Origin of the sequence: Jiangella endophytica (genome assembly GCF_003427025.1) — a bacterium.
GTDB lineage: Bacteria > Actinomycetota > Actinomycetes > Jiangellales > Jiangellaceae > Jiangella > Jiangella endophytica.
This window is the reverse complement of record NZ_QVAI01000025.1, coordinates 1-13767: the sequence shown is the minus strand read 5'-3', so window position 1 is coordinate 13767 and position 13767 is coordinate 1. Positions and strand designations below refer to the sequence as shown.

The 13767-nt window shown below is 74.2% G+C and carries 14 protein-coding genes; 8 read left to right on the top strand and 6 right to left on the bottom strand.

Going from position 1 to position 13767, the window contains the following annotated elements:
- Positions 1-19: 19 nt before the first annotated feature.
- On the top strand, positions 20-982 hold the full coding sequence (locus DZA62_RS31940) for a hypothetical protein (RefSeq protein ID WP_116953020.1): 963 nt from the start codon (positions 20-22) through the stop codon (positions 980-982).
- A gap of 13 nt (positions 983-995) precedes the next feature.
- Here DZA62_RS31940 and DZA62_RS31935 read toward each other — a convergent pair whose 3' ends face one another.
- Entirely contained in the window at positions 996-2309 is a 1314-nt protein-coding gene (locus DZA62_RS31935; protein ID WP_116953019.1) for a right-handed parallel beta-helix repeat-containing protein, read from the bottom strand.
- Positions 2310-2433: 124 nt separating this feature from the next.
- Entirely contained in the window at positions 2434-3051 is a 618-nt protein-coding gene (locus tag DZA62_RS31930; RefSeq protein WP_116953018.1) for a TetR/AcrR family transcriptional regulator, read from the bottom strand.
- Positions 3052-3113: 62 nt separating this feature from the next.
- On the opposite strand from DZA62_RS31930, the gene DZA62_RS31925 reads away from it, so the two are divergent.
- The gene (locus tag DZA62_RS31925) at positions 3114-4076 is read left to right on the top strand and encodes an alpha/beta hydrolase (protein WP_116953017.1); all 963 of its coding nucleotides are present in this window, start codon (positions 3114-3116) and stop codon (positions 4074-4076) included.
- Here the strand turns inward: DZA62_RS31925 and DZA62_RS31920 are convergent.
- Positions 4057-4818 carry an alpha/beta fold hydrolase gene (locus tag DZA62_RS31920; protein ID WP_116953016.1) on the bottom strand — a complete coding sequence of 254 codons (762 nt, stop codon included), beginning with the start codon at positions 4816-4818 and terminating at the stop codon, positions 4057-4059. The two genes, DZA62_RS31925 and DZA62_RS31920, sit on opposite strands and share 20 nt — an antisense overlap.
- Positions 4819-4882: 64 nt before the next feature.
- Between DZA62_RS31920 and DZA62_RS31915 the strand changes: the two genes are divergently transcribed.
- A complete protein-coding gene (locus DZA62_RS31915) occupies positions 4883-5503 on the top strand; it encodes a TetR/AcrR family transcriptional regulator (protein ID WP_198664420.1) in 621 nt (206 codons plus the stop codon).
- Positions 5504-5596: 93 nt separating this feature from the next.
- Entirely contained in the window at positions 5597-5782 is a 186-nt protein-coding gene (locus DZA62_RS31910; RefSeq protein WP_198664419.1) for a hypothetical protein, read from the top strand.
- Here DZA62_RS31910 and DZA62_RS31905 read toward each other — a convergent pair.
- Positions 5779-8439: a family 78 glycoside hydrolase catalytic domain gene (locus DZA62_RS31905; RefSeq protein WP_116953013.1), complete on the bottom strand. Its 2661-nt coding sequence runs from the start codon at positions 8437-8439 to the stop codon at positions 5779-5781. The two genes, DZA62_RS31910 and DZA62_RS31905, sit on opposite strands and share 4 nt — an antisense overlap.
- A gap of 87 nt (positions 8440-8526) precedes the next feature.
- Here DZA62_RS31905 and DZA62_RS31900 point away from each other — a divergent pair, with 87 nt between their 5' ends.
- The gene (locus tag DZA62_RS31900) at positions 8527-9387 is read left to right on the top strand and encodes an NAD-dependent epimerase/dehydratase family protein (protein WP_116953012.1); all 861 of its coding nucleotides are present in this window, start codon (positions 8527-8529) and stop codon (positions 9385-9387) included.
- On the opposite strand, the gene DZA62_RS31895 is transcribed toward DZA62_RS31900, so the two are convergent.
- Positions 9372-10256, bottom strand: coding sequence for an SMP-30/gluconolactonase/LRE family protein (locus DZA62_RS31895; protein ID WP_198664418.1), 885 nt, complete (start codon positions 10254-10256; stop codon positions 9372-9374). The two genes, DZA62_RS31900 and DZA62_RS31895, sit on opposite strands and share 16 nt — an antisense overlap.
- A 14-nt stretch (positions 10257-10270) precedes the next feature.
- Between DZA62_RS31895 and DZA62_RS31890 the strand changes: the two genes are divergently transcribed.
- Both DZA62_RS31890 and DZA62_RS31885 read left to right on the top strand, forming a co-directional pair.
- On the top strand, positions 10271-11332 hold the full coding sequence (locus DZA62_RS31890; RefSeq protein WP_116953011.1) for a LacI family DNA-binding transcriptional regulator: 1062 nt from the start codon (positions 10271-10273) through the stop codon (positions 11330-11332).
- On the top strand, positions 11329-12183 hold the full coding sequence (locus DZA62_RS31885; protein WP_116953010.1) for a phosphogluconate dehydrogenase C-terminal domain-containing protein: 855 nt from the start codon (positions 11329-11331) through the stop codon (positions 12181-12183). Before DZA62_RS31890 ends, DZA62_RS31885 begins: the two co-directional genes overlap by 4 nt.
- A gap of 1 nt (position 12184) precedes the next feature.
- On the opposite strand, the gene DZA62_RS36065 is transcribed toward DZA62_RS31885, so the two are convergent.
- Positions 12185-12613 carry a nitroreductase/quinone reductase family protein gene (locus DZA62_RS36065; protein WP_157988037.1) on the bottom strand — a complete coding sequence of 143 codons (429 nt, stop codon included), beginning with the start codon at positions 12611-12613 and terminating at the stop codon, positions 12185-12187.
- Between the two features lie 115 nt (positions 12614-12728).
- On the opposite strand from DZA62_RS36065, the gene DZA62_RS31875 reads away from it, so the two are divergent.
- On the top strand, positions 12729-13767 hold a 1039-nt coding region (locus tag DZA62_RS31875; protein WP_157988036.1), incomplete at its 3' end, for a hypothetical protein.

The following is a 13767-nucleotide window of genomic DNA, read 5'->3' as shown; positions in this document are numbered from 1 at the left end:
CGCGCCGTAGATTGGCGCCGTGACGCCCGACGGCCGCCTGATCCGCCCCGACGAACTGCGCGCATGGGACGGACCGGGCGAGCTGGTGCTGTTCCTCGGCGTCGCGACGGCCGGGTCGCGCAGCCACGACGTCTTCCCCGGCTGGGCCGCCACGCTGGGCCGGCCCGACTGGACGCTGCGCGGCGTCGATCTCCCGCTGACGGCGACCGACGCGGCGTACGCGGACCTCGCCGACGCCGTCGCGGCGAACCCGCGCATCGCCGGTGCCGTCGTCACCAGCCACAAGCTGCGTCTCTACCGTGCCGGCGCGACGCTGCTCCGGCGCACCGACGTCCTCGCCGGGCTCACGCACGAGGTCAACTCGCTGGTCCGCACGCCCGGCGGTGTCGAGGGGCACGCCCGTGACCCGCTCGCGCTCTCCGCCGTCCTCCGCGCCGGGCCCCGGCCCGGAGCCGACGTCGTCGTCTACGGGGCCGGCGGCGCGGGGACCGCCCTGCTGCTGGCGCTGACGCTGAACGTCGAGGCGACGCTCGCTGCCGGCCGGCCGGTCCCGGCCGACGCCACACAGGCCGGCACCCTCACCGTCCTCGACACCGACGCCGCCGCTCTCGCCGCGCTGCGCGCCACGGCCGAGCGGTGCGGCGTCCTCGACGACCGGCTCCGGCTGGCCGACGCCCGCACACCGCTACCCGTCCCGGAGCACGCGCTCGTCGTCAACGCGACCGGCCTCGGCAAGGACCGGCCCGGCTCGCCGCTTCCGCCCGGCACCGTCCTGCCTGCGACGGCGACCGCGTGGGACTTCAACTACCGCGGCGACCTCACGTTCCTCGCCGACGCCCGCGCACACGGCGCCGCCGTCGTCGACGGGTGGGACTACTTCGTGGCCGGGTGGGGCGCGGCGCTGACGGCGATCGCCGGCCGGCCGCTCACCGGCGACCTGCTGGCCGAGCTGGCCGCGACGGCCGCGCCGTTGCGGACCTGAGCGGCGGCGCCGGTCAGAGCGCCGACCGGTCCGCGAGCAGCGTCGCGTCCGGCACCGGCAGCGCGTCCGTCGCCGGCCGCTCCGGGGTGTCCGGGAGCGGGTCGGGGACGGCGGCGAGGTCGCCCTCGAGGCCCGGCTGCGGGCCGGGCAGCGTCACGTCGAGGAACGGCACCCCCGGCGGCGCCACCGGCACGTCCGTCAGCGCCACCCCGGAGATCGCCGGCGTCCCGGCCGGGCAGACCGCGGTCGCGATCGCCTCCGGCAGCACCGACGCGAACCCGTTGCCGTCCAGGCAGGTCCCGTTCGACGGAGCCCGCTCCGTCGAGACGTCGGCGATGTCGATGCGATTGGCGGAGAACGTGTTGGCCACGAACCGGTTGTCCAGCGACGGCACGTCCTCGGCGCTGCTGATCAGCGTGCCGGCGGTGGTGTTGCCGCCGATGAGGTTCCGCTCGATGACGTTCTGCTGCCCGCCGGCGATCCCGATGCCGACGCCGAACCCGCCCTCGGCCTGCGCCGGGGAGTCGGGCTGCACGTTGTCGGTGATGACGTTGCCGACGACGAGGTTGTCGCGCTGCGGGACGAACGCCTCCTGGTAGTCCGACGTCAGCGTCAGCCCGACCCGGTTCCCGGCGAACCGGTTGCCGGTGATCAGCACCCCGCCGGAGGCGTTGGCGTTCTCGAACCCGACGGCGTTGCGCTCGGCGACGTTGCCGGTGACGACGGCGTCGCAGTCGGTGCACTGGCCCAGGTAGAACCCGGAGTCGGCGCCGCCGGAGGCGTAGCTGTCGACGATCGCACCGTGCTGGGAGTGGAACGCGTAGATGCCGTACAGGCCGTTGTTGGTGGCGGTGACGTTGCGGACCTCGTAGCGCTGCAGCGGCTCGGCCTCGGGCGCCTCGCTCGTGTAACCGTCGCCGGGCACGTTGCCGGTCGCGTCGTGCACGCCGGAGATCAGCACACCGGCCAGCGTGTGCCGGGTCGCGGTGAGGTTCTGCACGCGGACGCCGTCGGCGATGCCGAGGATCCCGATCGCCCGCTCCCCCTCCCCGTCGACGACGACGGCGTCGCGGTCGGCGCCGCGGATCGTCACGTCGGCCTTGTCGACGACGACCGCCTCGGGATACGTGCCGGCGTCGACCAGGACCAGCCCGCCCTCGGCGACCGCGCCGACCGCCTCGGAGATCGTCGCCGCGTCCGCCGGGACCCGGACCAGGTCGGCGCCGCCACCCGTCGGGCCGGACTCGGAGGACGCGGAGTCGTCGTCGCCGCTGGAGCAGGACGCCACGAGCAGGGACACGAAGACAGCGGTCAGCAGACGTTTCACGGAAGACTTTCCCTCGACGGAAGCGGTACGCCCGCACGGTACCGACGGGCGGGAACGCCACGGGGCCGATTCGCCGCTTTCTGTGGAAACCACGGACGAGATGCCGTGTCCCCCGGGCCGGCTGTCAGGGCAGGCCGGCCAGCAGGCCGAACGCCTCCCGGGCGGCCGCGAGCACCCGCGGCGCGTACTGCTCCGGCGGCGCACCCGACAGCGTCGCCCGGCGGAACGCCCCGATGACGGTGCCGTGCGCGGCGATCAACGCCTCGGCGATCACCTGCGGCCGCAGATCGTCCTCGTCGTCGTCGACGCCCAGCTCGCGGGCGATGTGCTCGCGCAGCGTCGCGGCGTACCTGGCCAGGAGCTGCCGTTCCCGCGCCTGCAGCGCCGGACTGCCGGTGACCAGCCGGGCCAGGACGGCCTGCCGCGCCCGCCGCCGCGGGTCGTCGCCGAACCCCGCGTACCGGTCCAGCAGGAAGGCGCCGACCGCACCGGCGACGGGCGTCCCCGGCGGCCGGGCGTCGATCGCGTCGACGAGCGCCGTCTCGAACCGCTGGTCGCCGCTGTAGACGAGGTCCTCCTTGGTGGCGAAGTGGTTGAACACCGTCTTCTCGGTGACCCCCGCGGTCCGCGCGACCTCGGCGACGGAGACCGCCTCGAACCCGCGGTCGGCGAACAGCCGCAGCGCCGTCGCCGCGATCTGCTCGCGGGTCTGCTGCTTCCGCGCCTCGCGCACTCCGGCCACGTACCGACCTCCGGGAACTCGCCGTTCGTTACAGTCACTGTAAACAAGAGAGGAGCCCGCCGATGCCCGTCCTCCCCGAGCTGGAACCGATGGTGGCCCGGATCGCCCAGGCCCGCCAGTACCCGGCCGACCCCGCGCAGAGCGTCGCCGACCGGCGCGCCGCCATCCACCGCGGCATGGACCAGCGGGCCGCCACGGTCACGCTGCCCGCCCCGCCGCGGGTCACCCGCCGCGATCACACCGTCCAGGTGCCCGGCGGCGACCGCATCGCCGTCCGCAGCTACCACCCCGGCGACGCCCCCGCGCCGCGGCCCGGCCACGTCTACGTGCACGGCGGCGGCTGGTGGCTCGGCACGCTCGACCACCGCGACGCGCTCTGCGCCCGCCGCGCCGCGAACACCGGCGCCGTCGTCGTCTCCGTCGCGCACCGGCCGGCGCCGGAGCACCGCTATCCGGCACCGGTCGAGGACGTCCACGCCGCGCTGGTCTGGACGGCCGAGCGGTCCGGCGCGCTCGGCGTCGACCCGGCCCGGCTGACGATCGGCGGCGACTCGTCCGGCGCGAACCTCGCCGCGGCCGCCGCGCTGGTGGCCCGCGACCGTGGCGGGCCGGCGCTGGTGGCGCAGGCGCTGGAGATCCCGGCGCTGGACCTCACCCTCGGCCACGCCGAGCGCGAGCCGGACGCCGGCGCCGTCGTCCTCACCTACGACGAACTGGCCGCGAACATCGAACGCTACTGCGACGCGGAGCGCCGGGCCGAGCCGTACGCCTCCCCCGTCCTCGCCACCGACGTCGGCAGCCTCCCGCCGGCCCTGATCATGACGGCGGAGCACGACGTCCTCCGCGGCGACGGCCGTGCCTACGCCGAGCGGCTGGCCGCCGCCGGGGTCGCGGTCACCCTGCACGAGTGGCCCGGTCACGTGCACGGCTCGCACGACATGACCGCCGTCGTCCCGTCCGCCCGCGACTGGCAGGCCGAGGTGGACGCGTTCCTGCGGGCCGCCGTCAGCGGAACCACCCGGTGAGCTGGGCGGCGAGCGCGGCGTCGTCGAGGCCGTGCCAGTCGCCCGGAACCTCGCGATGCTCGCCCGCGGGCAGCCGCGACGCGACGTCGCGGGCGGCGCCGCGCAGGTAGTCGTCGCTGCCGGCACTGTTGAGCACCAGCACCGGCGCGTGCACCGCGGCGAGCAGCTCGGCCGTCATGGTCGAAGCCAGCGCGGTGTCGTAGAGCAGCGTGGGTGCGAGCGCCTCGACGCCGGCCCGGGCCGGGTGCGCGCGCAGGTGCTCGATCCACTCGTCCGGGACACCGATGGCCTGGTTGAAGAAGTCGACGGCGCCGCCGTGGTCGCCGCCCTCGATCAGGTCGCGCAGCCGGGCGGCGAACGCCTCGTCGGCCGGCTCGCCGACGACGAACGGCGGCTCGAGCAGCGCGACCCGCCGGATCGGCAGCCCGGCGGCGGCCGCCCGCAGCGCCACGGCGGCGCCGGAGCTGAACCCGTAGACGTCCGCCTCGCCGCCGGCCAGCTCGATCACCGCGGCGAGGTCGTCGGTCTCGCGCTCCGGAGCGAACGGCGCGGTGTCGCCGCTGTCGCCGCGGCCGCGCCGGTCGTAGGCGTGGACGGCGAAAGCTCCCGCCAGCGCCGTGATCGCGCCGGCCATCGGCCGCAGCCCGTGGAACGCGCCCGCGGGGTCGACCATGACGAGCGCCGGCCCCTCCCCGGTGCGGCTGACGGCGATGGGGGTGCCGTCGGCGGATCGAGCCTGCATGGCGACCACTCCTCAGATACTGAACTGTTCAGTACTTGTGTGGCAGTACTGTACAGTTCAGTTCATGGAGCGGGCAAGGGGTCGCGGCGCACCGAAGGAGCCACTCATCCTCGACGCCGCGCGGACGGTGTTCCTGCGCCGCGGCTTCGGCGCGGCCGGCGTCGACGAGATCGCCGCCCTCGCCGCCATCTCGAAGGTGACGCTCTACAAGTACTTCCCCAGCAAGGAGCTGCTGTTCAGCGCCGTCGTCCAGCGCGACATCGAGCGGGCCGAACGAGTCTCCGACGGCCACCTCGACACCCTTGCCGCCACGACGGACCTCCCCCGCGACCTGCGGGCGTTCGCCCGCGAGTTCGTCGCGACGGTCACCGGCCCGGACCTGTTGCGGATGCGCCGGTTGGTGGCCGCCGAGGCCGAACGCTTCCCCGACCTCGCCCGCACCTGGGACGAGCGCGGCCGCCGGCGCGGCCTCGACACGCTGCGGCGGCTCTTCGGCGACCTCGCCGAGCGCGGGCTGGTGGCCGGCGACCTCGACGTCGCGGCCGAGCAGTTCCTCTGGTTGTTGCTGGCGGCGCCGTTCAACGAGTCGTTGTTCACCCCGGCGGCGACACCCGCCCCACGCGACCTCGACGCGCACGCCGACGCCGCCGTCGCGACGTTCCTCGCCGCCTACGGCCGAAAGTAACCGATTTCTCCCCGATGTGGCGGATTCGATGGCCAGTCAGGGTGGTTGTCACATACCGTCGAAGTGACGCTGTCCGATGACGAGAGGACGACGATGTCCGACCGCCACGCTCTGGCGCCGCTGCGCCGCTGGCTCATCGACTCCGGCACACCGGCCAAGCTCACCGTTCTGCTGATCGTGGCCGTCCTGATGATCGCCACCTCGGTCATGCTGCTCAACAGCGCGACCGACGGCAGCGACTCCGGCCTGATCGAGATCGAGACTCCCGCCGCCGGTTAGATGAGTGCGTCCGATCGTCGGTGGTGGGGCGGCGCCGACCGGTGCTCGTGCCGGCCGGGCGCCAGTTCGACGGCGGCGCCGTGTGGCGGCTCGAGCACGCCGGTGGTGCCCACCGGCAGCTGCGTCGTCACGACCAGTTCCCCGGCCTCGACGCGCCACTCGATGGCCACCTCGCCGTACGGTGAGCGGTGCCTGGCCCGCGCCGAGGTCAACCCGCCGCCCGGCCGCGGGCGGAACCGCACCCGCCGGTAGCCCGGCTCGGCCGGGGCCAGCCCGGCGACGGTCCGGTGCAGCCAGTCGGCGACGGCGCCGAGCGCGTAGTGGTTGAACGACGTCATCGTCCCCGGGTTGACGGTGCCGTCGGGCAGCAGGCTGTCCCAGCGCTCCCAGATCGTCGTCGCGCCCTGCGTGACCGGGTACAGCCAGGACGGGCACTCGCGCTGCAGCAGCAGGTCATACGCGGTGTCCAGCTCACCGGCGTCGGTGAGCGCGTCGCTGACCAGCGGCGTCCCCACGAACCCGGTGGCGATGCGGTTGCCGTCGGCGCGGACCAGCTCGCCCAGCCGACGACCGGCCGCGGCCCGCAGATCGTCCGGGACCAGGCCGAACCGCAGCCCCAGCGCGTAGGCCGTCTGCGCGTCGCTGGTCATCCGGCCGTCCGGACCCACGTACGCGGCGGCGAACGCGGCATCGACGGCGTCGGCCAGCGCCGCGTAGCGGTCGCGCTCGGCGTCGCGCCCCAGGACGCCGGCCAGCCACGACACCCGCCGCGCCGACGCCGCGAAATAGGCCGTCGCGACCAGGTGGCGGTCGGTGCGCGCGTCGGCCGGGTCGTCCGGCGGCGCCGCCGGGTCGAGCCAGTCGCCCAGCTGGAAACCGTCGTCCCAGAGGTGATCGGGACCGGCCAGCCGCTCGACGAGGTCGACCCAGCGACGGGCGCTCTCGAACTGATCAGCCGCGACGCCGGCGTCGCCGTAGCGCTCGTACAGCGTCCAGGGCAGGAACGTCGCGACGTCGCCCCAGGCGGCGCCGGGCCGGATCGGCGTCCACGTCTTCTTCGCCGGGATGACCGGGACGTACCACGGCACCGTCCCGTCGGGCAGTTGCTCGCGCTCGACGTCGCGCAGCCAGCCGGCCAGCGTCCCGGAGACGTCGTAGAGGAACGCCGCCGTCGGGCCGAACACCTGGATGTCGCCGGTCCAGCCGACCCGCTCGTCGCGTTGGGGGCAGTCGGTCGGGATGTCGACCAGGTTGCCGCGCATGCTCCACACGACGTTCTCGTGCAGCCGGTTCACCAGCGGGTCGGAGCACTCGAACCAGCCGGTCCGCTCGACGTCGGTGTGGTAGACGCGGGCGACGACGGCGCCGGCGGCGACCGCGTCGTCGAGGTCGCCCGGCCAGCCGCTGACCTCGGCGTAGCGGAAGCCGTGGAAGGTGAACCGAGGCTCCCACTCCTCGCCGTCCGGGCGGCCGGCCAACGTGTAGCGGTCGGTGGAGCGCGCGCCGCGCAGCGGGCGGGCATAGAGCTCGCCGTCCTGCAGGACCTCGGCGGTGCGCAGCGTGACGGTGCCGCCCGCGGGCCCGGTGACGCGGATGCGGATGCGGCCGACGAGGTTCTGCCCGAAGTCGAGGACGCGCCGCCCGCTGGGCGTCGTGAGCACGGCGGCCGGCCGGAGCTCCTCGGTGCAGCGCACGGGCGGGCCGGTCGGGGCCTTCAGGGTGGTGACGTCGCGCTCGCGGACGGCGACCGGCGTCCACCCGGCGTCGTCGAAACCGGGCTCGGACCAGCCGGCCTGCTCGGCACGGGCGTCGTAGTCCTCGCCGTCGTAGTTGCCGGCGCGCAGGATCGGGCTCGGCGCGGCCCGCCAGCCGGCGTCGGTCGCGATCGTCTCGACCCGGCCGTCGGCGTAGGTCAGCTCCAACTGCGCGAGGAACGACAGGTCGGTCCCGTAGAGGTTGCGGAAGCCGCCGTTCCAGCCCAGCCGGCCGCGATACCAGCCGTCGCCGAGCCAGGCGCCGAGCGCGTTGCGGCCCGGCCGCAGCAGCGCGGTGACGTCGTAGGTGTAGTAGCGCAGGTGCTCCGGGTAGACGGTCCAGCCGGGCGACAGCGCGTCGTCGCCGACGCGCCGGCCGTTCAGCTCCGCCTCGTACAGGCCGTGCGCGGTCGCGTACAGCCGGGCCGCGACGAGGCCGTCGCCGGCGGTGAACTCGCGGCGCACCAGCGACGGGCGCCGGTCATCGGACTCCGGCTCCTCGTCCCAGGCGCCGCCGACCGGGACCGCCGTCCAGTCGGCCGGCTCCAGCAGCCCGGCCTCCAGCGTCGTCGGCGCGCTCCAGCCGGTCGTCGAGCCGTCGTCGCCGTGCAGCCGGACCCGGACGCTCACCCGCTCGCGCGACGTCAGCGGGTCGTCCGGCCAGGGCACCAGCACCTGCTCCGCCGACTCGACGGTGACGACCCGCGGCGCGCCCCTCCGCGTCAGTTCGACGTCGTAGCCGGCCTGCCGCCAGGGCCCCTCGGCGGTCACCGTCCAGGACAGCCGCGGCCGGCGCTCCCCGATGCCCAGCGGCTCGAGAGAAGCGGGCGCCGGCCACGGGGTCCGGCGCCGGTCTCCGGATGAGCAGTGCTCGACACGCGGGGCGGACGGCGTGGCGGTCATCGGCACTCCCTCGGCTCGGATGAGACGTTTCAAAGCGGCAGACTACCGGAGATTGACACGTTTCAACCCAGCCGCCACGATGGAGCGATGCGGATCGCGGTCACCGGCAGCTCCGGCCGGCTCGGCACGGCGACGGTCCGGCGGCTGCGCGCCGCCGGGCACGACGTCGCCGGATTCGACCTCGCCGGGGCGCCCGGACCGGGGTTCACCCGGGTCGACCTCGCCGACTACGGGCAGACGCTCGACGCCCTGCTCGGCGTGACGGCGCGGCACGACGGCGTCGATGCGCTCGTGCACCTGGCGGCGATCCCGGTGAACGGACTGGTCCCCGACGTCACCACGTTCCATGCCAACCTGACCGCGTCGTTCCACGTGCTGTTCGCCGCGCTGCGGGCCGGGGTGCGCACCGTCGTCTGCGCGTCCAGCATCACCGCGATGGGCTTCCCGTTCGCCGAGCCGCCGCCGTACCTCCCGCTCGACGAGGAGCACACCGCCGCCAACAACACGTACGGCCTGGTCAAGGTGCTGGAAGAGACCATGGCCGGGCAGCTGGTGCGGTGGGACCCCCGGTTGTCGGTGACGTCGCTGCGCTTCACCAACATCGTCACGCCGGACGACTACGCCACGTTCGCCCGCGCGGGCGACTCCGCGTACCGGCGCGATCTGCTCGGCTCCTACGTCGACGTGCGCGACGCGGCCGCGGCCGTCGAACTGGCGCTGGCGGCGGCCCGCCCCGGCGCGTCCGTCTACGACGTCGCCGCCGCCGACACCGGGCTGACGATCCCGTCGGCCGAGCTGGCCCGCCGCTGGTTCCCGGACGTGCCGCTGCGCCGCGAACTGGGCGAGTTCGAGACGCTGATCTCGATCGACCGGGCCCGTTCCCGCCTCGGGTACACACCCGCGCGCGACTGGCGCACGGAGTACGCCGCCGCTCAGGCGGTGCGGTGATGCGTCGCCGACCGCGTCGTGGTGCCGATCCGGTAGAGGCTGGTGCTGGCCGTCACGAAGAGTTCGGTGCCGTCGTCGCCGCCGAAACAGACGTTCGCGACGATCTCCGGCACCGGCACCACCGCGACCCGCTCGCCACCGGGCGTGAACACCTGCACGGAGTCCGCGCTGGAGGCCCACACCCGGCCTTCCTCGTCGACCCTGATGCCGTCGGCCGCGCCCGGGCGCACCGTCGCGAACACCCGGCCGTTCCCGCACCGGCCGTCCACCACGTCGTAGGCGCGGACCGACCGCGCGCCGGGGTCGGCCTGCAGGTAGCCGGTGTCGGCGACGTACAGCACCGACTCGTCCGGCGAGAAGGCCAGCCCGTTGGGGTGCACCATGTCGGTGACGACGGCGCTCAGCGCGCCGCTCGCCTCGTGGTAGCGGAACACGTGGCAGCCGCCGTACTCCTGCTCCCCCGGGTGCCCCTCGCGGCCGCTCTCGTGGATGCCGTACGGCGGGTCGGTGAACCAGATGGCGCCGTCGCCCGCCACGACCACGTCGTTGGGCGAGTTGAACCGGCGTCCGCCGACGGCGTCGACGATCGGCGTCACCACGCCGTCGACGTCGCGCTCCACCCGGCGCCGGCCGTGCGAGCACTGGACGACGTGGCCGTCGAGGTCGAGGGTGCGGCCGTTGGTGTACTCGACGCCGGTGCCGTAGACGGTGGTCGCACCGGTCGCGGCGTCCCACTCGAGGATGCGGTCGTTCGGGATGTCGCTCCAGCGCACCCGCCGGGTGCGGGGCAGCCAGACCGGGCCCTCGGCCCACTCCGTCCCGGTGTACAGCCGGTCCAGGGCGGCGCCGTCGGCGAGAGGGCTCGTCACGCGGACAGGATGCCATGACACCCGGATCGCCAGGGGCGCCACCCGAGCGCAAGGCGGGCATCCGCGAGGTCGCCGCGCGGGCCGGAGTGTCGAGCGGCACCGTCTCGCACTACCTCAACCACCCGGACCGGGTGTCGGCGGCGACGGCCGAGCGGATCCGGCGGGCGGTCGAGGCGCTCGGGTACGTGCCGAACAGCTCCGCCCGGCAACTGCGGCTGGGCCGCAGCGACGCCATCGCCTTCCTGGCGCCGGACGTCAGCAACCCCTACTTCTCCACCATCGCCGAGGGGGTCGAACGGCGCGCCGCCGAGGCCGGGCTGACGGTGTTCATCGCCAACACGCACGCCGACCGCGTCCGCGAGGACGCCTACCTGCGCAAGTTCGAGCAGCACCGGGTCCGCGGCCTGCTGGTCGCGTCGTTCGAGCCGATCGAACAGCGCCTCGCCCGGGTCCGCTCGCGCGGGACGCCGTCGGTGCTGTTCGGCCGGGCGACACCAGGCTCGGAGCAGCCGTCGGTGGCGGTCGACGACCTGCTCGGCGGGCGGCTCGCGGCTCGGCACCTGCTCGGGCTGGGACGGCGGCGACTGGCGTTCGCCGGTGGGCCGTTGCGGGTCAAGCAGGTCGCGGACCGGCTGCAGGGCGCCGGCGAGGAGGTCCGGGCCGTAGGCGCCGCGACGCTGGAGGTGCTCACCGCCGCCGAGCGGACCGTCGCCACCGGGCGGACGGTGGCCGCGCAACTGCTGCGGCGCCCGGCGGACCGGCGCCCGGACGCCGTCTTCGCCGTCAACGACCTGCTCGCGCTCGGGCTGCTCCAGGGCCTGGTGACGGCGGGCGTGCGGGTGCCGGACGACATCGCCGTGATCGGCTACGACGACATCGAGTTCGCGGCCGCGTCGCTGATCCCGCTCAGCTCCGTCCGCGCACCGCAGGAGGACTTCGGCGCGGCCGCCGTCGAGCTGCTCCTCGGCCTGCTGAACGGCACCACGAAGGACACCCACCCGTCGTTCCCGCCGGAGCTCGTCGTCCGGGCGAGCACCGCGGGCCCCGGCCACACCGACCCCTGGGAGAAGGCATGAGCGACCACCTGACCATCGCCGTCATCGGCGCCGGCGGCAAGATGGGGATGCGCGTCTCGGACAACCTGCAGCGCACCACGCACGCCGTCCGCTACGCCGAGACGTCACCGGCCGGCGTCGAGCGGGTGACCGCGGCGGGCCGGGCCGTCACGTCCAGCGCGGAGGCGGCCGACGGCGCCGACGTCGTCGTCCTGGCGGTGCCGGATCTCGCGCTCGCGACCGTCTCCGCCGAGGTCGTCCCGCTGCTGAAGCCCGGCGCGATCCTGCTGACGCTGGACCCGGCCGCCGCCTATGCCGGCCTGCTCGCCCGCCGCGACGACGTCGTCCAGGCGGTCGCGCACCCCTGCCACCCCTCGGTGTTCCTGCAGCGGACGACGCCCGAGGAGTACGCCGACACGTTCGGCGGGGTCGCCGCGCCGCAGGACGTCGTGGCCGCCGTCGAGTCCGGCGGGCCGGAGGCGCGGGCGGCCGCCGAGACGGTGATCCGGGCCATGTACGCGCCGGTGCTGGACGTCCACTGGGTGACGGTCAAGCAGCTGGCGCAGCTGGAGCCCACACTCGTCGAGACCGTCGCGTGCATGATCGGCGCGCTGCTGGCAGAGGCCCTGCGCGAGGCCGTCGGCACCATGGGCGTCCCCGAGCCGGCCGCCCGGGCGATGCTGCTCGGCCACACCCAGGTGGCGCTGGCCAACACACTGCGCGGCTCCAACCCGTTCTCCGACGCGTGCCTCATCGCGATGGACTACGGCCGCGAGTCGATCGTCCGCGACGACTGGAAGAAGATCTTCGACGACGCCGAACTCGATCGCGTCCTCGCGCGGATGCTGCACCTGGACCGGATCGAGCGCTAGCTCAGTAGAGGCGCACGCGGGTCGGCGTCACCCGGATCACCGCCGAGTAGCCGGCCAGCAGGTCGTCCGGCGTGGCGCCGGCCTGCTCGATGACCGCGCGGTACCTGTCGACGTATCGCGCGGCCTCGTCGCCGTCGAGCGGCCCCTCCTCGACGGCGGCCTCGCCCTCCAGCGTGAGGACGCCGCCGCCGGCGCCGTCGGTGCGGTCGGTGTCGAGGTGCAGCGACACCCGCGGGTTGGCCCGGAGGTTGCGCAGCTTCGCCGCGCCGGGCTGACTCAGCACGAGGACGCTGTCGCCGTCCCGGAGAAATCCGACCAGCGACGTCTGCGGCTGCCCGTCGACGCGGACCGTCGTGATCCAGATCTCCGTCTCGTCGTCGAGGCGTCGTCGTGCGGTCGCGGTGGCGGTGTCGTCAAGGCCCGGCAGCATCGTCGATCCCTTCGCTGTGTGGTGCCGGGCACAGCAGCGCATCGCGGCAAGGTATTCCAATGAGTTGACTATCTGTATAGTGGCTGCAGCTCTCACAATATAGGAGGAGACGTCGATGTCGCTGTCCCACCTGGCCGCCGCCGCCGTGCTGGCACTGCCGGCGCTCGCGCCGGCCACACCGGCCTCGCCGGCCGAGCCAGAGCCCGCGCCGCCCGTCCTCGGACTGACCGGCGAACAGCAGACGTTCCACGACAGCGAGCTGGGGCGGTGCGACTCCGGCCTCGTCCACATCGACAGCCCGCCGCGCGCCTTCACCGACGAGGACGGCGTCGTCCACCTGATCGTCGCCGGGCCGAACGGCCCGACCTACCAGTGGACCGGCTCCGCCGACGACTTCGCCGCCCACCCCACGACGGCCGAACTCGACTGCGACATGGTGATGAACGGCTACGTCGGCAACAACGACCCGGGCGTGTTCGACCAGAAGATGTTCGCGCAGGCGCTCTACTACCGGGCGCCGTACGTCTACGCCTACGGCCACCAGGACTACTTCGGCACCCGCACCGCCGAGCCCGGCTGCCACCGCTCCGGCGTCGTCGACGGGCTGCCGTACTGCTGGTACTCGGCGGTGTCGGTCTGGAAGGCGCGAGTGTCGCCGCCGGAGACGGGGCTGTCGTTCGGCATCGCCCGGCCCGGCCCGAACCACGTGGCGATCTTCCCGAACATCGCCTACCCCGGGCACGACCAGACGCCGAAGTCCGGCTGGATCGGCTACGGCAGCCCGTCGAACATGGTCGCCGGCCGCGACGCGCAGGGCCGGCCGGACGGCACGTACTACCTGTTCGCCTACACCAGCACCGGCAGTGGCGGCCAGCCGAAGGGCGTCTGCCTGTTCCGCTCCACCGACCCCACCCGCGTCAACAGCTGGCGCGCCTGGACCGGCACCGGCTTCACGCAGCAGATGCGCAACCCGTACCGCTTCGAGAACGAGCCCTGCACCGTCGTCAACCCGTCGGTCTTCCGGTCCGCCGTGCGCACGGTCGTCTACCACCCCGAGTCGCGCCACTACATCGCCTTCGTCACCGACGCCCAGGGCGTGCAGTACGCGACCTCGCGCGACCTGCTGACCTGGAACCCGCCGCAACTGCTCAGCG